The sequence below is a fragment of the Vibrio sp. MOR3 genome (assembly GCF_001557775.1).
Lineage (GTDB): Bacteria > Pseudomonadota > Gammaproteobacteria > Enterobacterales > Vibrionaceae > Vibrio > Vibrio jasicida.
In genome coordinates this window covers 24,339-42,602 of sequence record NZ_LNRD01000002.1, presented here as the reverse complement: position 1 = coordinate 42,602, position 18,264 = coordinate 24,339, and the positions used below count along the sequence as shown (strand labels likewise).

General features: G+C 44.0%; 22 protein-coding genes and 1 pseudogene. 14 read left to right on the top strand and 9 right to left on the bottom strand.

Annotated elements, in window-relative coordinates:
* Positions 1-21: 21 nt before the first annotated feature.
* On the bottom strand, positions 22-342 hold the full coding sequence (locus ATB76_RS04810; protein ID WP_038872685.1) for an STAS domain-containing protein: 321 nt from the start codon (positions 340-342) through the stop codon (positions 22-24).
* Between the two features lie 316 nt (positions 343-658).
* Here ATB76_RS04810 and ATB76_RS04805 point away from each other — a divergent pair, with 316 nt between their 5' ends.
* A complete protein-coding gene (locus tag ATB76_RS04805; protein ID WP_038872688.1) occupies positions 659-1,501 on the top strand; it encodes a DNA ligase in 843 nt (280 codons plus the stop codon).
* A 30-nt stretch (positions 1,502-1,531) separates the two neighbouring features.
* Here the strand turns inward: ATB76_RS04805 and ATB76_RS04800 are convergent, their stop codons facing one another.
* Both ATB76_RS04800 and ATB76_RS04795 read right to left on the bottom strand, forming a co-directional pair.
* On the bottom strand, positions 1,532-2,563 hold the full coding sequence (locus ATB76_RS04800) for a DUF3080 domain-containing protein (protein WP_061034777.1): 1,032 nt from the start codon (positions 2,561-2,563) through the stop codon (positions 1,532-1,534).
* 106 nt (positions 2,564-2,669) lie between these two features.
* Entirely contained in the window at positions 2,670-4,040 is a 1,371-nt protein-coding gene (locus ATB76_RS04795) for an MATE family efflux transporter (protein ID WP_038872695.1), read from the bottom strand.
* Between the two features lie 281 nt (positions 4,041-4,321).
* Here ATB76_RS04795 and ATB76_RS04790 point away from each other — a divergent pair, with 281 nt between their 5' ends.
* Positions 4,322-4,933, top strand: a complete 612-nt coding sequence (locus ATB76_RS04790) for a riboflavin synthase (protein WP_061034776.1) — start codon at positions 4,322-4,324, stop codon at positions 4,931-4,933.
* Positions 4,934-5,039: 106 nt separating this feature from the next.
* Here the strand turns inward: ATB76_RS04790 and ATB76_RS04785 are convergent, their stop codons facing one another.
* Both ATB76_RS04785 and ATB76_RS04780 read right to left on the bottom strand, forming a co-directional pair.
* A complete protein-coding gene (locus tag ATB76_RS04785) occupies positions 5,040-5,234 on the bottom strand; it encodes a CPXCG motif-containing cysteine-rich protein (protein WP_038872701.1) in 195 nt (64 codons plus the stop codon).
* 251 nt (positions 5,235-5,485) lie between these two features.
* Entirely contained in the window at positions 5,486-6,352 is an 867-nt protein-coding gene (locus ATB76_RS04780; RefSeq protein ID WP_061034775.1) for a fructosamine kinase family protein, read from the bottom strand.
* 224 nt (positions 6,353-6,576) lie between these two features.
* Between ATB76_RS04780 and ATB76_RS04775 the strand changes: the two genes are divergently transcribed.
* The 3 genes from ATB76_RS04775 to ATB76_RS04765 all read left to right on the top strand — a co-directional run bounded on the left by ATB76_RS04775 (position 6,577) and on the right by ATB76_RS04765 (position 8,992).
* Positions 6,577-7,545 (top strand): response regulator, encoded by a 969-nt coding sequence (locus ATB76_RS04775; protein WP_038872772.1) that lies wholly within the window; start codon positions 6,577-6,579, stop codon positions 7,543-7,545.
* Complete coding sequence (locus tag ATB76_RS04770) at positions 7,545-8,507, top strand: diguanylate cyclase (protein ID WP_038872706.1); 963 nt, start codon at positions 7,545-7,547, stop codon at positions 8,505-8,507. Before ATB76_RS04775 ends, ATB76_RS04770 begins: the two co-directional genes overlap by 1 nt.
* Before the next feature lie 140 nt (positions 8,508-8,647).
* Complete coding sequence (locus ATB76_RS04765) at positions 8,648-8,992, top strand: DUF3802 family protein (RefSeq protein WP_038875014.1); 345 nt, start codon at positions 8,648-8,650, stop codon at positions 8,990-8,992.
* A gap of 34 nt (positions 8,993-9,026) precedes the next feature.
* Here the strand turns inward: ATB76_RS04765 and ATB76_RS04760 are convergent, their stop codons facing one another.
* A complete protein-coding gene (locus ATB76_RS04760) occupies positions 9,027-9,515 on the bottom strand; it encodes an NlpC/P60 family protein (RefSeq protein WP_061034774.1) in 489 nt (162 codons plus the stop codon).
* Between the two features lie 139 nt (positions 9,516-9,654).
* On the opposite strand from ATB76_RS04760, the pseudogene ATB76_RS04755 reads away from it, so the two are divergent.
* The 6 genes and pseudogenes from ATB76_RS04755 (at position 9,655) to ATB76_RS04730 (ending at position 14,103) form a co-directional block, all read left to right on the top strand.
* Positions 9,655-11,672: pseudogene (locus ATB76_RS04755) on the top strand (methyl-accepting chemotaxis protein).
* Positions 11,673-11,893: 221 nt separating this feature from the next.
* Positions 11,894-12,310 (top strand): NUDIX domain-containing protein, encoded by a 417-nt coding sequence (locus ATB76_RS04750; protein ID WP_038872715.1) that lies wholly within the window; start codon positions 11,894-11,896, stop codon positions 12,308-12,310.
* Complete coding sequence (locus ATB76_RS04745) at positions 12,307-12,783, top strand: hypothetical protein (protein ID WP_061034773.1); 477 nt, start codon at positions 12,307-12,309, stop codon at positions 12,781-12,783. The genes ATB76_RS04750 and ATB76_RS04745 overlap by 4 nt, the downstream gene beginning before the upstream one ends.
* 150 nt (positions 12,784-12,933) lie before the next feature.
* Positions 12,934-13,260, top strand: coding sequence for a YceK/YidQ family lipoprotein (locus ATB76_RS04740; protein ID WP_061034772.1), 327 nt, complete (start codon positions 12,934-12,936; stop codon positions 13,258-13,260).
* 201 nt (positions 13,261-13,461) lie between these two features.
* Complete coding sequence (locus ATB76_RS04735) at positions 13,462-13,842, top strand: hypothetical protein (protein ID WP_020197396.1); 381 nt, start codon at positions 13,462-13,464, stop codon at positions 13,840-13,842.
* A 42-nt stretch (positions 13,843-13,884) separates the two neighbouring features.
* Positions 13,885-14,103, top strand: coding sequence for a hypothetical protein (locus ATB76_RS04730; RefSeq protein ID WP_039977299.1), 219 nt, complete (start codon positions 13,885-13,887; stop codon positions 14,101-14,103).
* A 6-nt stretch (positions 14,104-14,109) separates the two neighbouring features.
* Here ATB76_RS04730 and ATB76_RS04725 read toward each other — a convergent pair whose 3' ends face one another.
* Positions 14,110-14,334, bottom strand: a complete 225-nt coding sequence (locus ATB76_RS04725) for a hypothetical protein (RefSeq protein WP_052486853.1) — start codon at positions 14,332-14,334, stop codon at positions 14,110-14,112.
* On the bottom strand, positions 14,331-15,149 hold the full coding sequence (locus tag ATB76_RS04720; protein WP_038872727.1) for a sterol desaturase family protein: 819 nt from the start codon (positions 15,147-15,149) through the stop codon (positions 14,331-14,333). The genes ATB76_RS04725 and ATB76_RS04720 overlap by 4 nt, the downstream gene beginning before the upstream one ends.
* Positions 15,150-15,332: 183 nt before the next feature.
* On the opposite strand from ATB76_RS04720, the gene ATB76_RS04715 reads away from it, so the two are divergent.
* From ATB76_RS04715 to ATB76_RS04705, 3 genes are all read left to right on the top strand, one after another.
* The gene (locus ATB76_RS04715; protein WP_061034771.1) at positions 15,333-16,082 is read left to right on the top strand and encodes a tRNA-uridine aminocarboxypropyltransferase; all 750 of its coding nucleotides are present in this window, start codon (positions 15,333-15,335) and stop codon (positions 16,080-16,082) included.
* 173 nt (positions 16,083-16,255) lie between these two features.
* Positions 16,256-17,164: an N-acetylglucosamine kinase gene (gene nagK, locus ATB76_RS04710; RefSeq protein WP_005445828.1), complete on the top strand. Its 909-nt coding sequence runs from the start codon at positions 16,256-16,258 to the stop codon at positions 17,162-17,164.
* 216 nt (positions 17,165-17,380) lie between these two features.
* On the top strand, positions 17,381-17,878 hold the full coding sequence (locus ATB76_RS04705) for a hypothetical protein (RefSeq protein WP_061034770.1): 498 nt from the start codon (positions 17,381-17,383) through the stop codon (positions 17,876-17,878).
* A 79-nt stretch (positions 17,879-17,957) separates the two neighbouring features.
* On the opposite strand, the gene ATB76_RS04700 is transcribed toward ATB76_RS04705, so the two are convergent.
* Positions 17,958-18,224: a DUF2960 domain-containing protein gene (locus tag ATB76_RS04700; RefSeq protein ID WP_038872732.1), complete on the bottom strand. Its 267-nt coding sequence runs from the start codon at positions 18,222-18,224 to the stop codon at positions 17,958-17,960.
* Positions 18,225-18,264: the final 40 nt, after the last annotated feature.

Below are 18,264 nucleotides of genomic sequence, written 5' to 3'. Positions count from 1 at the left end.
CCTCCGTATTAACCGGTGTTTTTAGTGGCCTTTTGAATTGACGGGAATCGCATGATTGATACGTAACAGGCTCATTATCTCTAACGGTTGTCCCGATACGTTTTCGATTATCATACTGCGTTCACGTTCAACTAGGCGCTTATATAAATAAACAATGGCACCAATCCCTGAGGAATCAAGAAATTGGACGTGTTTGAGGTTGATTTCGACTTCCTTGTGATCATCGCTGTGAATTACCTCATCAATATGATGCTGAGCTTGACGACAGCCTTTTGCGTCTAAATCACCAAAAAATTCGATGGTCAATGTGTTTTGGTCGGTTTCCAATTTTCGCAGTTCCATAGTGCATTCTCCGTTAACAAACTGTCTGCTTGGTATAGAGCACGGAACATGCCAAGAATAAAAGTTCATAAAAACATACAGTTACTTATGCAAGTTCTTGGTTTTTATATTGAGAATTAAGGCGATTTCATTTTGAGAATCAAAAACGCATACAGATCGAAGAATTTATAAATGCTATTTCGATCTGAACTTTATGTGCTTGTTTGCATTTGCTTGCTTATGAGTGTTGCTGTAGATCGTAGAATGCAAAATGTTGAGTAGGTGAATTGATCGACTTACGGTTCAATGGAGATGCTTTTTTGTACAAGGTCCCCATATGCCATTAAGAATGACATTGATTGCCCTCGCTGTAATTGCTTCTGCTCAGCCACAAGCTGACCCTAATTTACTTCCACCTGTCTCTTTAGCTGAATCATACCAAGATGGTATCGATGTCTCTCAGTATTGGTATAGCGAGAAACTGGATGGGATTCGAGCGTATTGGACCGGTCAACATCTCGTTACACGCAACGGCAACCGCATTTACGCGCCAGAGTGGTTTACCAAGGTATTGCCAGATTACCCTTTGGATGGCGAGTTATGGGCTGGTCGAGGAAATTTCCATCTTGTTCAACAAACGGTATTGGATAAAACGCCAGTAGAAGGCGCATGGCGACGAATCGATTTTATGGTTTTCGATATGCCGTATTCTGCGGGTGATTATCAAAAGCGCTACTACAACATTCAAGATCTGGTGTTTACGATTGACGCACCTCATATTAAATACGTTGAGCATCGTGCAATTCAAGATGAGAAACATTTGTTCACGCAATTGGACCGAATTTCGCAATCTGACGGCGAAGGTGTGATGTTGCGAAAGGTATCAAGCCGTTATCAGGCAGGAAGAGGCAGTGATTTACTCAAACTTAAGCGTTATGAAGATGCAGAGGCCTTAGTATTGGGCTACAAACCGGGAACTGGTCGTTTATTGGGTATGATGGGCGCCTTGTTGGTTAGGTTGGCAGACGGCACCGAGTTTTACATTGGTAGCGGCTTTACCGATGACGTTCGAAAGTCTCCTCCTCGAATAGGATCTACCATTACATTTCGCTACAACGGTTTTACCCACAATGGCAAACCGAGATTTGCCCGATTTTTAAGAGAGCGGGCTTCACAATAAATCTAAATAGCGGCGTATAAACGGCTTGAGCTAACTATTTCCGATTTTCACACCACAACGTTTAAATAGATTTTTCCAAAATTGCACATGCTTCATTGTTTCCTCACGAAACTGATCGTGTGCTTTTTCGATTCCATAGTTTGCACCATGAGCTTGCATTCTCTTTTCAACAAGGGAAAGCCCCCCATCGAGCTGCTGATAGGTACTATCGACGTACGCCATATAAGGTTGAACCTCTGCAACATAAATTGTTTGGAAGACGTTTCTCAAGTAACGAAATTGCGTGGAATCACGGTTGGCGCCACAAATGATTTTGTCTTGGTTTGCTTCGAGCATGTGAGTGGTTTGTTCTAACCAATGAGTCGCATCGATCAAAGTGTAATAGAGTCGACCAACGAGACGTGTTTTTTCGATCTCTTCTTGGTAGTTCGCGATGGTCACATCGGGTAATCGAGAAAGGGTACGATACGGTGTTTGGTACATTTCATCCAAAGCAAGGAAAGCATCTCGTACGTGTGCAACTTGGTCTTTGCTTTCCAATGGTAACCATTCAGATCCTGTTAGCTGTTTGCGCATGGCATCGCTAGTCAGCAACATATTGTCGAGATGCACTGTTAGATGGTGCCACTTCTGGTCGTACAAACCGTTCAGCTTTGTATTTTCTTCATCGCTCAATGGGTAATCACTCAAGCAGCCATTCAATGTTCTCAGCAGGTTGGTTTGATAATCAAAGTCGTAAAAGGCGTCTTGAACTTTACCCAGTTGAGAGTTTTTTTCTGCTAGTAAGTTAAACAAACCACATTGACGCAGTTGGTAGCTTTCGAGTAAGCCAAGTGATAGACGAGGGAGCTCTTGAAACAGTTCTCTTTTATCAGGAATAGTGACAGCAGGAGAGGCTTCTAACTCCGACTCCGACGTATCTAACACGTTGGCTAGGCGTTGATTGTATTTTTCGAATACCGCTTTCTCTGGGTTAAACCAGTCGTTGCATCCACTGAGTAAGGTTGTCGGTAGTACAAGCGACGCAGCAACAAGGGAGCTTCTTACAAGGGAACTTCTCACAGCATTTCCTTTTTAATCACTTAGATAAGTATACCGCTTAACGAATATGAGAGATCAAAAAAGCCAGCGAGTGCTGGCTTTAAAATTTGGCGGGTTGAAGTTCGAGTTATTGTTGAGAGAAATTCAACTGAACTTCCGGCTCTTGATGGTGCATCCAACGCAAACGAATACCCAATAGGAAAGCCGCTGAAGACAGGCCTATGATGAAGCCCAACCAAAAGCCTTGTGCGCCCATTGGTTCAACAATCCAATCTGTGCGGCCAAGAATGTAACCAATTGGAAGTCCCAATAACCAGTACGCAACAAAGGTACGGTTGAAGATTGCACGCATGTCTTTATAGCCACGTAGTGCACCAGCAGCGATAACTTGAACCGCATCAGTGCATTGGTAGATTGCAGCAAACAGCAATAGCACCATTGCTAGTTCGATAACTTCTGGGTTATTCGTGTAAAGCAAAGCGATTTGCTCACGGAACAGAACCGTAAGAATCGCGGTCATCATTGCTAACGCTAAACCGACCATGACGCCAACACGAGAAGCGACGCGTGCGCCATCGACGTTTTCTTCCCCAAGACGGTGACCAACACGAATACTGACTGCGGCACCCACACTCATTGGCAGCATAAACACCAATGAAGAGAAGTTAATGGCGACTTGGTGCGCGGCAACAATGATTGAACCTAATGGAGAGACCAAAAGCGCGACCACAGCAAACAATGTCACTTCAAAGAACAATGCAGCGGCAACAGGGAAGCCGAGCTTAAACAGACGAATCTGAGCTTTCAGCTGTGGTTTATGAAATTCGCCAAACAGATTGATGCTTTTTAGACGAGCAGACGTAGTCACATAAAGGAAAAGCAGCCCAAACATCACCCAATAAACGATGGCGGTTGCGACGCCACAACCAACACCACCAAGGGCTGGCATACCAAACTTACCGTAAACGAAAATCCAGTTTAATGGGATGTTCAACATTAGGCCGATGAAACCAATCACCATGGCAGGCTTGGTTAGCGACATGCCATCAGTAAAGCTGCGTAACGTTTGGAACAATAAGAAAGCGGGTACTGCAAAAATAACCGCATGGATGTAACCAACGGTTTTCTCTGTCATCGCTGCTTCTACATCCATCAATCCAAGTATGAACTTAGTTTGGAACAAAACGCCGATAATAGGGATGCTGATCAACAATGCCAAAACGATGCCTTGTTGGATCTCAAAAGGAATTTTTACTCGACGGCCAGAACCATTTAATTGAGCGACAACAGGTACAAGGGCCATCAATAAGCCAACGCCAAATAGAATTGACGGTAACCAAATACTTGCTGCAACAGATACCGCAGCCATGTCAGTAGCACTGACGCCACCAGCCATGACGGTATCCACAAACCCCATCCCGGTTTGCGCGACAGAAGCGATCAACACAGGGGTCGCCAATTTAATAAGACTCGATGCTTCTTCTTTATAGCGATGCACGAAATACTCCAGAGCGGAACAATAAGTTGAAAATGAAATAAGTTGAAAAGATAGGGAGTATTCGAGGACAAAAGATGTGATGAACTGATCTGATGGTTGATTTTAGTCACTATAAGGTGAAAAAATGCCTCGGAGGAACTCCGCGCAGATGATAAACAATTGTATGCCCAGATGCCATACCCACAAGATAGGGATTTTTGGTTAATTGATAGACAATGGTAAAAACAGCTTGCGAATGTTCGTTCTGGCTATCAGTCGCTTCTAACAAATAGGTAAAGAGAATGTTTACAGGAATAGTTCAGGGTACGGCTAAAGTCGTTCAAATCGAAAAAAAAGAGCGCTTTCAAACTCACGTTATCGAACTTGAAGGCTCGTTAAGCGAAGGGCTAGAGATTGGAGCCTCGGTCGCACACAATGGTTGTTGTTTAACCGTCACCAAAATTGAAGGAACGCACATCAGTTTCGATCTAATGCAAGCGACCTTAGCTCTTACAAACCTAGGTGAATTGATAGAAGGCGACAGCGTAAATATTGAGCGAGCAGCCAAATTTGGTGATGAGATTGGTGGCCACAGTATGTCTGGGCACATCAGTTTAATGGGCGAAATTGTTGATGTGATTGATATGCCAAATAACCGCACCATTTGGTTTACACTGCCGCAAGAATCAATGAAATATGTACTGGCTAAAGGGTACATCGGTTTGGACGGTTGCTCACTGACCATCGGCGAAGTCGAAGAGAATCGATTTTCGGTGCATTTGATTCCGGAAACCCTGCAAAGAACCTTGTTTGGTGCGCGTCAGGTTGGAGAGAAAATAAACATTGAATTTGACCCGCAAACTCAAGCCATCGTCGATACGGTTGAACGTGTATTAGCAGCAAAGCAGTTGTAAAGCGTTTACTTATGACCGGAAACAAGAAAGGAGCTTAACCGCTCCTTTTTATATTTTGTGTAGATGTTTACTTCATGTAGATGATTACTCGGGGGATTAAAGCTCTCTATTCGTAGTTATCGTCAATGAACAGTTCTACCTTTTCGTGCATCTCATCCACTTTCATGTTGAGGTGGATGGCGTGGCAGCACGCAGGGCAGTCGTCATAAAACTCTTGGTTACCATTACTTGCATCTAAAGTGATACCGATAGAGTGCCCACAGTGAGGGCATTTAACATGTCTTTCAGTGTAATTTTGCATACAAAAACTCCTAGTATTGCAGGGCTTTTAATACTTTGGTGTCTCGAAAATTCAGCCCTTGAACACTCGTCTTCTCTCTGGTGCAGAGATTCAAATTAAGTCGAGTTACTTTGAATATTAGGTGCTGTTGTTGCTAATTGAGTCGAAATAAGTACAAAAGTTGACCCCAAACTCATGATTGAGCTTGGGGCCTCAAACTAGGGTGATATGCGTCGAATTTTTACATTCGGCAATGATCTTTCCCTTCCAGATCAATAAGAAATAATCTTCTTAATTATCGATTGGGCCTGTTCAAGATAGTGACCTCCGAACAAGTTACAATGATTGAGGATGTGATAAAGGTTGTAGATGTCTTTTCGTTCATCATAGCCTGCGGGTAATGGCGCAACGGATTCATATCCTTGATAAAACTCCGGTTGGAACCCACCAAACAGCTCAGTCATCGCGATATCACATTCACGATCTCCCCAATAGCAAGCAGGGTCAAAGCAGATAGGGCCAAATGGTGTCAATGCCGTGTTCCCATTCCACAAATCACCGTGAAGCAATGATGGCTCTGGAGCGTGATTGGCTAAAAGCTGTTTCACAACATCAATAAAGTCATCGATATCGACGAGGATGACACCTTTTTCTTTCAGCAACTGTAACTGCCAACCTATTCGTTGCTCAGAAAAAAAGACACACCACTTTTTATGCCATTGATTTGGTTGAAGGGTAGAGCCTATGTAATTATCGGAATCAAATCCGAACTCTTTCTGTTCTCCCCACAAATGTAAACGCGCCAGTTGCTGGCCAAACTTAAAGCTGTGCTTTGCATCTTCAAGTGGTTTGGTTGGTAGGTAATTCAGGATCAAGAATGAGTGGGTTTTGGTTTTGCCCGCTAACACGACTTCAGGGACAAAAACCGTCGAGGTTTCACGTAACAAGTGAAGGCTTTCTACTTCAACTTCGAACTTAGATAAAAAATCTCGATCATTGAGTTTGACGAAATAGCGCTGTTCTCCGTCATTGATCATGTAACTCTCATTGATGTCTCCACCAGAGAGGCGTGTCTTCTCAGTGATTTGATATTCGAACATCAAGGTATCAGAAAGCTGTTGCGATATTGCTTGCCACATACAAAACCTCGCTTATCTATTTGACCAACAATAGTTTAGGATAAACGGCGGAAGATTGACGCGCAGTTGAGCAAACTTCGACAATAAAACTGCTGCACATAGTAGAAAATGTGCATAAGTGTGAATCATGTCGCCTATAACCCTATGATTTATGGACTTAACATATGGAGCTATTGGTATACAACGAGTATTATTATTTTTTTGACTTTAGTTCCATTGGTGGCATGAAAATACTGATTTGTGATGATTCGGCGGTAGCACGAAAGTTGATATCCCGTTCCATCGTACACGAAACATCATTGCACCTGATCGAAGCCCAAGACGGTTACGAAGCGTTGACGATTCTAGCGGAACAAAATATTGACGTTTTGTTTCTCGATTTAACGATGCCGATTATGGACGGGTTCGAGGTACTAGAGTCTCTACCGGTCAGCAATTATCCCACTCAAGTTGTCATCATTTCTGGTGACGTTCAGCAAGAGGCTAAACAACGTTGTTTAGATCTTGGCGCAATCGACTTTATCGCCAAGCCTCTGTCAGAAGAACAGGTTATCCCGCTATACGAAACGTTAGGGTTGCAATACGCATTTAGCTCGAGTGGGAATGCAGCGCCAGCCCCCGAAATTGAGATTACCCCTCTGGCGAAATTTCGTGAAGTGGCCAACATCGCGTTAGGTAAGGGTGCTGCGATTATGGCCGACCATCTTCATGAGTTCATTCAACTGCCAGTGCCTCACGTTGGTCCATTGTCGTATGGAGAACTGCATATGACGTTAGTGGACGTGATCGGTCGAGACAGTTCAGTTGCCGTTGCTCAGCGATTTGTTGGTGGTGGTATCCATGGTGAAGCTCTAGTTTGTTTGCGTGGCAAAGACATCAATCAAATCGGAGAGCGCCTTGGTTATTTGCTTGAGTTCACTCGGCACAACGAGATTATCCTGAATGTGTCGAATCTTTTGGTATCTTCATTCTTAACGTCACTGGGTACACAGTTGGATAAGCAATTTTCGTTGCGCCAGCCTGCTATTATAGAAAACGTCATTCCATACAATGAAGAGAAGAGTGAATCTGGTGAACTCTTTACCATCGAATACACCTACATGGCAGAGGCGCTCGATTTTGAGTGTGAAGTTCTGTTTTTGATAGATAAATCATCCGTAGAAATCATCTATGAAATTATGGAGCTAATCTAATGTCCGAAATTACGCTGGACATAGCAGACTTTCATTGGGTTACCCAAATACTCGATACCATGGACTCAGGGCTCATCGTTTTAGATGAAGACTATAAAGTCTGCGTGTGGAACAGTTTTATGCAGTCTTACAGTGGCATACTATCGCAGAATATCCTCGGTGAATGTTTGTTTGACCATTTCCAAGATTTACCCCGAACTTGGCTAGAGACCAAGCTCAAGACGTCCGCGGATTTAGAAACTCGTTCATTTTCAAGTTGGGAAAACCGTCCATACCTTTTTAAATTCAACAACTTTTCGCCGGTTTCCAACAGCAGTCATTTGATGTTCCAAGATATTGTTATCACGCCGTTACGCTCGTTATCAGGTGAGGTGAGCCACATAGCCATTCAAATCAACGATGTCTCTGAAACCGCGCGTAATAGAATCCACTTAAGAGAAACCAACCAACACCTGTCTGAAATCAGCCGCAAAGATGGATTAACCGGATTATTTAACCGTGCTTATTGGGAACAGTCACTGAAGGAAGAATTCAATCAACTTAAAGTGATGGAAGGGGCGTGCTCACTGGTTATTTTTGACATCGACCATTTTAAAAAAGTCAATGATACCTATGGTCACCATACTGGGGATGAAGTGATCCGTCGGACGTCCAGTTTATTGCGGAAAACCGCACGCAGTAGCGACGTGTGTGGGCGTTTTGGTGGAGAAGAGTTTACCGTTTTATTGCCACATACCAACCAAGAACAAGCGTCCTATTTCGCAGAGCGTCTTAGAAAACGAATTGAGCAAGAAATCGTGAAAGTTGAAGACTTTTTGATTAACTACACGATAAGTATCGGTGTTTGCGAGTATAAATCTAACTTTGAGAGTCACACACAATGGCTGAAGAGTGCCGATGCAGCGTTGTATCGCGCGAAAGAGAATGGACGCAATCAGACTTGTTGTCATCAAGACGACTAACCTAATTGGATAAAAATCATTCAGTTGGCGCATCAATGCTTGTTAATATGAAATAAGTTAATGAAATTTTCTCGGCATGTCTTACTATTGAAACTAATTCGCTTTCATCTTCGAAGGCTTGCATTAAACGGAGAAAAACAGTGGTTGTAGAAACCGATGGATATCTCGCTCTTATAGAGCACCTGTCACTTAACTTAGATATTTTCACGTCTGAAATTGGTGACACAGGATCAGAAAGCATCGAAGATGTCGTGAATGACATGGTGGCGTCGAACATCATGGCGATTTTCGAACAAAACCCAGAACTGCATTCAAGTGTACGTTTCAAGCTACTTAAAGAAGCGGATGCCGTCGTTGAAGACCTTGGTGAAGTGTTAGCTGGCGTTTGGGGTAAGAAAGCGACCAACGAGCAAATTGCATTCCTTGATGAATACATTGCGCTAGTGAAAAACTTATTTGATACCGCTGTCGCGACTTACGATTAAATCTAGTCTCTCGTCATTTCGATCTAAAGAGGAGTTACATGGTAACTCTTCTTACTTGCCAAAACTTCGATGCCCAATAAGGGTTGTCTATTCTTGAAATGATCACGCCTTTCGATGCGGAAGCGTGCATAAACTGCTTATTCCCTAGATAGATACCTACATGGTAAGTGGTTCTTCTTGTTTTGAAAAACACTAGATCACCCTGTCGTGCATCTGACCAGCTCATCTCTACGCCTTGCTTAGATTGCTGTCTTGTCGTTCTTGGTAACGACATTTGATATGCCTCGACAAAGGCTTTCTGTACGAAGGCAGAACAATCAATACCAGACTTTTTGGTTCCACCCAAGCGATAAGGCGTGCCTTCCCACTCATCATAAAAGTCGAACAGGCCCCGATTGTCGGAGAGCAGTTCAGTAACAGGAAGAGAGACCTCAGCTTGTGTTTCTGGATCGGGGGCGGACGAACATGCACTAAGTAGTACACTGATTATCAAAGGAAAATAAATACGACGCACATCACCCACCTGTCATCCCTACAACTTAAAACTGAAATATTAATGTCATGACCAATACCTAGTATGGGCAGCAAATCACGTTTTGTCTCACTTCTGTGACGAATAAACGGAAAGTTGATTCAAACCCAAGAAAGAACATTAATTGATTATGACAACGCGCAAACGTCTACGCTTTTCTTTTTCACTGATTCAAACGGTCAGTGCAACATTTTTAACTATCATCGCTCTTGTTATAGCCCTTTCTGTCTCAAGTTTCAAAGGAATGGAGCAGGTTGGCGCACAATTTGAGGAGTTGTCTCAAAAAGCGTTACCGATGGCGATGGCAAATGCGACACTGACAAGAAATGTTTTAGAGCAAGTAAAGTTGCTTAACTATGGAATGCAAATTTCTGATCCAGAGGAACTTCCTCTTATCACTTCTCAAATTGAAGAGCTAGCGCAGCAAAGTGACGGACTCATAGAGCAAACTTCCGGTGTTGCCGAACACCTATCAAGCATGCTCAAGAAAACGTTGCTGAGTTGCATCAAGTCACCAATTCCATTTTATCGAAACAATCTGCGGTGATTCAGATGCAAAGCGACATTAACTCGGCCGTTGGTGGGTTTCGGTATGGGTTAAGTTCGATTGGTCCAGAGATGAACCGTATCAGCTCGTTTCTCAGCAACGACAACCCTGAATCGAGTGATGCGGCAAATCGCTTCATTGCATCCGCGAGCTCGATGGAAAGTACTTTCTTGGTCATGATGATGCAAACCGAGCTAGAGAAAGCGGAGCAAGAATACAGAGAAATGCGAAACCGTATCGCTGGTATAAATCTCGCTTACGATGACTTCAAAGAATGGCACCCTGAAGTGACTGAGTTCGCCAGCCTAACAGCACCTTATGAGATGGTACAGGCAGGCTTCAAAGATGAAGGGGTTTTGCGTTTGATTCTGGCGAAACTCGAACAGAGCGAACAGCAAAAAGTGGAGTTTCAACGTGCCTCTCAGCTCTCAAACGAAACCATGTATTTGCTCGACCAAGTATCTGATTCCGCCTCAGCGTTGATTGATGAGCGTGAAACTATTGTCCACAGTACCATTCAAAACGTCAGCTTAATGGTTGTTGTTGCCGCTGGCGTCATCTCGCTTGTGGTGTTAGCGACTTGGTTTGGCCTCCGTACTTGGATCAATCGAGGGTTGAAAAACATCCTTACTCGTCTCTCCGCTTTAACGGAACATGATTTCCGAGATAGAGCGCAAGAGATTGGCCCGTTTGAGCTTAAAGAAGTCGCACGCAAACTCAACCAAGTTATCGATTCAACCCACGATTCGATTTCTACCGTCACGCGTAACTGCGAAACCTTGTACCAAACCGCTGAGATAAGCCACGATGCGGCCGAGCAAACAAATCAAAGCTTAACTTTGCAAAATGAAGCGCTGGCGAGCATGGTGACGACCATTACTCAGTTAGAAGCATCGATTAGAGAGATCGCGACGGTGACAAATGCCTCTTCCGAAGATTCGCATTTAGCGACAGAACACACAGTGAAGGGGGTTGGCGTGGTAGAGCAAAACCGTCAGCGTTTGGAGTCTCTTGAAAGCTCCCTTAATTTGAACGAGCGGTCGATGTTAGAACTCGACCAACGAGTTAAACAGATCCGCGAGATGGTAGACATGATCAGTGGTATTGCTGATAACACCAACTTACTTGCTTTGAATGCGGCGATTGAAGCGGCGCGTGCTGGGGAGCAAGGGCGAGGTTTCGCAGTCGTCGCCGATGAAGTACGCAAGTTAGCGAGTGATACGTCCCAACAAACCACAAATATTCGAGAGATGATGAATGAGCTTGTGGCTGCCGCAGAACGTTCACGTAAAGCGGTAAGTGAGTCGCGTGAAGAGATGGCGCATGCACTTCAATCGAGTCATGAAGTAAAGTCGGCTTTTTCGGATATCGATGCGGCGGTTCGACATATACAGCTACGTGTCGAACAGATTTCTGTTGCGACAGAAGAGCAAGAACGAGCAACAGCCGATGTATCGCAAGCCATTACACATATTTCTGACCAAGGTGAATACACTAAACTCCAATTAGAATCCATGGTTGAAAGCTCAGAGCAAGTCGCAGACATCGCGGGGCATCAACAAGCGATGCTGCATAAATACGAACTGCATCAGGTGAGTTGATCCAGCATTAGGTAAGACCAAACCAACTTCCAATACGATCAAAGGCAGGGCATCGCTCTGCCTTTTTATTTTTTGACTCCAAGAGTGAGTGACCCAAATCGCAAATTGATTAACGGCACGGGAGAAATGTGTCATTAGTATTTGTTAATTCTTTGTTGTCGCTTCAGGGTTGTTAGAATATCTCGCAACACAAATATGCCTTCAGAATGAGGAGATATTCGTTGGTTATTAAAGTATGTCCTCTGGTATTGCGAAAACAAAACCGCGAGATTCTTCTTTTCAAACATCCTCTTGCGGGCGTTCAGTTGGTGAAAGGTACTGTCGAACCATTCGATTGCGACTTCTTAAGCGCGGCAAAAAGAGAATTGGCAGAAGAGTCGGGCATCGAATTGGTCAATCACACAACCTACTTAGGGGCTTGGGAGAGTGGATTTCAGGAGCAACGTTGGCATTTCGTTTTGTGTGAATGTGAAGTGTTGCCGGAACATTGGGTCTTCCACACTCAAGATGATTGTGGACATGATTTCGAATTATTTTGGCATGAAGTTGCGAAAGACATTTCCTCCCATGCGCACCCTGTCTTTCAGCGTGCTTTAGAGCAAGTTCGTCAGCTTATCCGCCTTGGAGCAATTAAGTGAAAGTTGAAATCGGTAATCACACGAATGCAGAGTTGCTTCAAGAACTCAAAGATCAACGCATTCAATTCAATCCGTTTGCCTTACAGCTGTTTGAAGATCAATTGATACAAACCAAACAAGGTGGCCAGACATTGTCTGTATTGGTAACAACGCCTTCGGAATTGGGGGCACCTTTTGGTGCAACGCTGGCTGAGCTTCTTGCTCATGCAGCTCTGAAAGGGCTAGAGCCTTGTCCGCTCGCCGTCGCACCATACTTGTTACTTCAAGGTATTTCGCTCACAAAAGACGAATACATAACGCTCGCTTCTTTGCCTCTTGCTCAGGAAGAGACCTATCCCAGAGGTTTGTATTTGCGTAAGCGGGATGATGGTGTTTGGCTAAGAGGTTATCGGTGTGATGGTACTTTTATCTTTCCTCCTTCGATGAAGTTTGTGTTCATTGATGCGAAGACTAAAGAGGGAGAGCAATATTGACGTTTGACTATTACTCTTTCCCGACAATTTCACTGGGAGATTTGTTGCAGCTTCTAAACCACATCCAAACGTCACATCTCACGTTTATCAGCAGTAAGCGAAGAAATACGTAAATCATTCTCACGAAGGAAGTACAAACAAGGAAAGTTCATGAAAAAGCGACTCGTCATATTGGCAGCCATTGCGTCGCAAGGTTGTGCAACAATAGAGACCCTAAACCCAACAAACAATCATGTGAGAATCTCTCATGAGGGGAAGCAGAGCTACTGCAAGGAAATACCAAGAATTTACAGTGGAGTGAATTACAACATGTGTTTGTTGAATGGTGAGCCTAGCTATTCTGAAAACACGGGACCCAAACTAGATGGGGTGCCTTTCTTTGTGTTTGATACTGCTTTTTCAGCGTTGGCTGATACTTTATTCCTACCATACACAATAACGATGCAGGCACAGAAAGGGCCAATAGAGGTTAACTAAGCTTTTAAGCGAACCATCAAACCAAACGCTATGCTTTTATCAGGAGCGAAATGATAAGGAAGAACAGCCATTGTTGTTCTTTCAACCTCTCACGTACGGTTTAAAGGCACTGTCGCTCTCAAAAATGGCGTTGAAATTACAATTATTTAGCTGATTTCTATATGCTTTGCGCATTCATTCAGATAAGGAAAGGAAACGATAATGGATAAATTCGTACTGTTTCTCCTATGCCTTTGCCTGACAGTGGGTGGTGTCATCCACATTTACGACAATATTGTCGATGGCTTTTTGCCTTACGATTTTGCCCCAGGCTGGTTAAACATGTATTGGAGCGCGCTTGGTCTCCTTGATTTACTCGCCGTTTATTTGCTGATCAGGCACCGCCGGACTGGGTTGGTTTTACTGTTATTGATTATGTTGAGCAGCGTAGGCTTTAACTCTTATGCGCACTATGGATTGGGCGTATTGGAGAGCAGTGGACAGCTGCAATGGCAAACGTTGTTGTTAGGGTTTTCTATTGGAGTATCAATTTGGCTGTGGAATTCGCAAAAGCATCGCCACTCACGTCAGATATTCCGGTAATTGTTTTATTCGATATTACGTATTTTTAAACAGGGAAGTGTTATGGATAACTTTAAGGAGCTGGCGAGTTTCGGTGTTTTTGCCGCGCTATCGGGCTTTAGTTTTGGCGCAATCTTTTTTGGTGCTGCATTTGTTTACGCAGCCATCAATAAACAACAGGATGTGAGTGTATTCGCCATCTCTTCAATTGTTCTTGGGATTATCGGTTTGTTTGTTGGTGTGACCCAATCAAACAAAAAACGCGATTTGATTAAAGCCTAAAGGTTTCTATTCAATCCGAAATACATTGGGATGAGTTGCGGTCGCGTGTTCGTGATACATATCATCTAGGTAGGTCAGTAACTCGTCTTCATCGAGAAAGGGCGGCACTACAAAGTCTCTGATTGGGCGCTTTATCGAAGTTTCCGAATCGATATAAAGCGTCCAAATCCCATCTTTGCATTCAGCAAGTATGATTTTTCCAAACACATTCACTTTCATTGAACTGCTCATGAGGAAGACTTTTCCTTGTAACGAAATGGCTGGGTGATCAGTTTATCCAACCTTTGCTCGTCTTTGTCGCGAATCTCTGGAACACCAATCACAACATCATCATGACCTAATTCCGGTTGAGCGCGGTAAGTGCCAAACAAACGATCCCATATCGACAAGAAGAAGCCAAAGTTTGAATGTGTCTCGCGCACGATGACAGAGTGGTGCACGCGGTGCATGTCTGGCGTCACAACCAATTTGCGTAACTTCGAATCCCAAGGTAGTGGCAGCTTTGCATTGCTATGGTTAAACATCGCGCTAGCATTCAATACGATTTCAAACACCACGATGGCGATAGGAGACACGCCTAAAGCAAACACCGCAGCGATTTTTACAATCATTGAGAGAATGATTTCTATCGGGTGGAATCGTGTTCCGGTTGTGACATCGATATCCAAGTCTGCATGATGCATGCGGTGAAGTTTCCACAGCGGTTTAACGCGATGGAAAACTAAATGCTGTAGGTAGATGATGAGATCGAGTAACACAACGGCTATCAGCACATTTAACCAAGTCGGGAAGGAAAGTGCATTGAGTAGACCCCATTGGTTTTCATAAGCGATGATAGCAGCTTGGAAAGCGGCAATAGGCATGACAACAGCAATAACGACACTATTCAGTGCGACCAGTGTGAGATTGTTAAACCAGCGAAACGAACGGTCGACGGTCAACTGCTTTCTCGGTAGCTTGTTTTCCCACAGAGTACAAAGCAACAAAACACCAATAAAGATGCTGAGTCGTAGCCAAGAAGGGTCGTTAAATGCAGTTTCGGTCACGCTAATTTCCTTGATTGATTCGCTTATTTGTTAAGACCTTAAGACTCCACCGTATCTTTCACCGAGAAGAAAGGAATGTGAATGTCCGTCCGTTTACGAGCATTTCTTGAGACTCACTGGCGATGCAAGTAGAATCGCGCTCTACTTTATACATGCACTTATTCTAACTGGCACTTTCTATCCATGAGAATCCACGCTTTCCATCGTTTATACCAGCACCGTCAATCTATCTCAACGAAGCCGTTTAGCGCTCGTGGCTGTAAAGTGGTTCGCTGTCCATATTGTCAGGTTTCTGAGCAATATTGTTTGTGCGACATTCAGCCGAACATCGAATCCAATATTGCCTGCATGCTGATCGTATCGGAAAACGAAGTGTTCAAACCAAGTAATACCGGGCGTCTAATTGCTGATACGATTCAAGAGACCTACGTGTATCAATGGAATCGTACCGAGCCTTCTCAAGAGATGCTTGCACTGCTAGAAAACGATGCTTATCAACCTGTGGTTGTGTTCCCAGCAGATTACGTGGATGAGCCTGAGCGTTTATTGGATGGTTTGAATCCAGAGCGATTGAAGGCATCCGCTGGCTCAGATAAAAAATGGTTGCTGATCTTCATTGATGGCAGTTGGCGTGAAGCGCGTAAGATCTTCCGCCGTTCCGAGTTCTTGAAGTCTTTGCCGGTGCTTTCTATTGAGCCGGAATCACTGTCTGAATACATCATGCGCCGCTCGGACAATGAGCAGCATCTGTCTACAGCAGAGGTCGCGACGTTAGTATTCAAACAAGCAGGTGAAGAGCAAGCTTCGGAGTGTTTGCAATTGTGGTTTGAAGCCTTCCGTGAAACCTACATGCTGACGAAAACTCGAGTAAAAACTGACTGGTCTCGACCGCATCTGAAACGTTTCAAAGAGTGGGCTAAAATCGAGAGCTAACTCTAAGGAATGAACTTTTGTTGATGGCTTGTTGTTCAACTGGCTTCAACGAGGGGATAAATCTGCATTCGGTCACGGTTTGCAGGCGTACAGATATGGATAATGCTCGGAGTTTATCTTTTTTGACTCCAGCATTTTTTGGGAGTCGTTTGAGCTTTTTAGGAGAGAATTGCATGTATTACGGCTTTGATGTCGGTGGCACTAAAATCGAGTTTGGTGCGTTTAACGAAAAACTTGAGCGTGTAGCAACTGAACGTGTACCAACACCAACAGACAACTACGATTTGCTGGTAGAAACCATCGCAGGTCTGGTTAACAAATACGATGCGGAATTTGGTTGTGAAGGTACGATTGGTCTTGGTCTTCCTGGGATGGAAGATGCTGATGATGCAACTGTACTAACGGTTAACGTACCTGCAGCAAAAGGCAAACCACTTCGTGCTGATCTTGAAGCTAAAATCGGTCGCAGCGTAAAAATTGAAAACGATGCAAACTGTTTTGCGCTTTCTGAAGCATGGGATGAAGACCTTCAAGACGAACCATCTGTACTAGGTTTGATCCTTGGTACAGGCTTTGGCGGCGGCTTTATCTACGAGGGTAAAGTATTCTCTGGCCGTAACCACGTAGCGGGTGAGGTAGGTCATACACGTCTTCCTATCGACGCATGGTTCCACCTAGGCGAAAACGCGCCTCTACTAGGTTGTGGTTGTGAAAAGAAAGGTTGTCTAGATAGCTACCTATCTGGTCGTGGTTTCGAGCTTCTTTACGCGCATTACTACGGCGAAGAGAAGAAAGCGATCGATATCATTAAGTCACACGCAGAAGGCGAAGCAAAAGCGGTTGAGCACGTTGAGCGCTTTATGGAGCTTCTAGCAATCTGCTTCGCGAACCTGTTTACTGCGACTGACCCACACGTTGTTGTACTAGGCGGCGGTCTATCTAACTTCGAACTGATTTACGAAGAGATGCCAAAACGTATTCCTAAGTACCTACTTTCTGTAGCGAAGTGCCCGAAGATCATCAAAGCAAAACATGGTGATTCAGGCGGCGTACGTGGTGCTGCGTTCCTAAACATCAAATAATCGTCTGAGTTTTCGATAAGCCAAAACACATAAGATCAGAATTGAAAGCCTCGTTTTCCCTTAAGGTGAAACGAGGCTTTTTTATTTTTATCGAACCATCCTGCTGCTTTGTATTATTGAGCTGCCATCTTTACCCAGCTTTACGCTTCGTTTACGTCCCTTGAACTCTCGATTGATAAGCTGTTTTTATTGCTTCCACGAACAGTAGGAATGAAGATGTTCAACTCATCAAAATTACGCTACGGCGTTCTTAGCATCGCCTTAGTTGGTATGGTTTCACCGACGTTTGCTAAGCCTCCAGCACCTAAGCCACCAAAGCATGGAAAGAAGGTGGTGGTGGTAAAGCCTGTCTACCGTCCCGTTTATAAAGCGCCAGTTCACCGTGTATACCATTACAATAAAATTCCGAGAACCGCGACTTACCTAGTGATAGCGGGGATCACTTATGCCGTCGTTGATAATGTCTATTACAAGCGAAGTGGCGATCAGTATATTTACGTGGAGCAACCTCCGGTATCTGTGCAAAGCCAAGTGAATACGGGGAGTACCACTGTCGTATCAAATAAGGGGATGGCAGGTAAGATAGTCGACGTGTTGCCGAATGAAGCAACCACGGTGACCGTTAATGGGGCGACTTTCTACGTTCAAGGCAGTGACTGGTATGCGCCAATTGCGGGAACGAACCAGTTTGTGATCGTAGAGCCTCAGCTATAGTGTGTTGATTTTGGATTCCATACATAAAAAAACTCGCGATTTGCCGCGAGTTTTTTGTTTTTAACTTTTGTGGTTAAGCTTATTTGTTCTTTTTACCTACGCCCAAGTTTTCTTTTTGAGCTAGGGTGATTTTGCTAAAGCCTAATTTTCTGAAATGATTGTCGCGGTAGTTACGTACTGCCTTCGTGTCAGATACTGCTTCGATTTGCTGCTCCATCTTTAGGTACTCAGTGATGTCGATACCTTCCGCCTCTGCAACTGCTTCTTGAATGTTGCGGTGTTGCTGGTACGAGAACGTCAGTTCTTTGTCTTGGTCTTTGTAAGTGTAAAGAATGGTGCGAGCCATAGCTGTCTCTCTGAAAAATTTTTCTGTTATCAATAAAAAG

What these genes read in the sequence shown, in the direction of transcription:
- nagK (WP_005445828.1), top strand. Translation starts at nt 16,256, where the DNA reads ATGTATTACGGCTTTGATGTCGGTGGCACTAAAATCGAGTTTGGTGCG.
- ATB76_RS04770 (WP_038872706.1), top strand. Translation starts at nt 7,545, where the DNA reads ATGTCCGAAATTACGCTGGACATAGCAGACTTTCATTGGGTTACCCAA.
- ATB76_RS04780 (WP_061034775.1), bottom strand. Translation starts at nt 6,352, where the DNA reads ATGTGGCAAGCAATATCGCAACAGCTTTCTGATACCTTGATGTTCGAA.
- ATB76_RS04715 (WP_061034771.1), top strand. Translation starts at nt 15,333, where the DNA reads ATGAGAATCCACGCTTTCCATCGTTTATACCAGCACCGTCAATCTATC.
- ATB76_RS04785 (WP_038872701.1), bottom strand. Translation starts at nt 5,234, where the DNA reads ATGCAAAATTACACTGAAAGACATGTTAAATGCCCTCACTGTGGGCAC.
- ATB76_RS04725 (WP_052486853.1), bottom strand. Translation starts at nt 14,334, where the DNA reads ATGAGCAGTTCAATGAAAGTGAATGTGTTTGGAAAAATCATACTTGCT.
- ATB76_RS04790 (WP_061034776.1), top strand. Translation starts at nt 4,322, where the DNA reads ATGTTTACAGGAATAGTTCAGGGTACGGCTAAAGTCGTTCAAATCGAA.
- ATB76_RS04735 (WP_020197396.1), top strand. Translation starts at nt 13,462, where the DNA reads ATGGATAAATTCGTACTGTTTCTCCTATGCCTTTGCCTGACAGTGGGT.
- ATB76_RS04805 (WP_038872688.1), top strand. Translation starts at nt 659, where the DNA reads ATGCCATTAAGAATGACATTGATTGCCCTCGCTGTAATTGCTTCTGCT.
- ATB76_RS04810 (WP_038872685.1), bottom strand. Translation starts at nt 342, where the DNA reads ATGGAACTGCGAAAATTGGAAACCGACCAAAACACATTGACCATCGAA.
- ATB76_RS04705 (WP_061034770.1), top strand. Translation starts at nt 17,381, where the DNA reads ATGTTCAACTCATCAAAATTACGCTACGGCGTTCTTAGCATCGCCTTA.
- ATB76_RS04730 (WP_039977299.1), top strand. Translation starts at nt 13,885, where the DNA reads ATGGATAACTTTAAGGAGCTGGCGAGTTTCGGTGTTTTTGCCGCGCTA.
- ATB76_RS04740 (WP_061034772.1), top strand. Translation starts at nt 12,934, where the DNA reads ATGAAAAAGCGACTCGTCATATTGGCAGCCATTGCGTCGCAAGGTTGT.
- ATB76_RS04775 (WP_038872772.1), top strand. Translation starts at nt 6,577, where the DNA reads ATGAAAATACTGATTTGTGATGATTCGGCGGTAGCACGAAAGTTGATA.
- ATB76_RS04700 (WP_038872732.1), bottom strand. Translation starts at nt 18,224, where the DNA reads ATGGCTCGCACCATTCTTTACACTTACAAAGACCAAGACAAAGAACTG.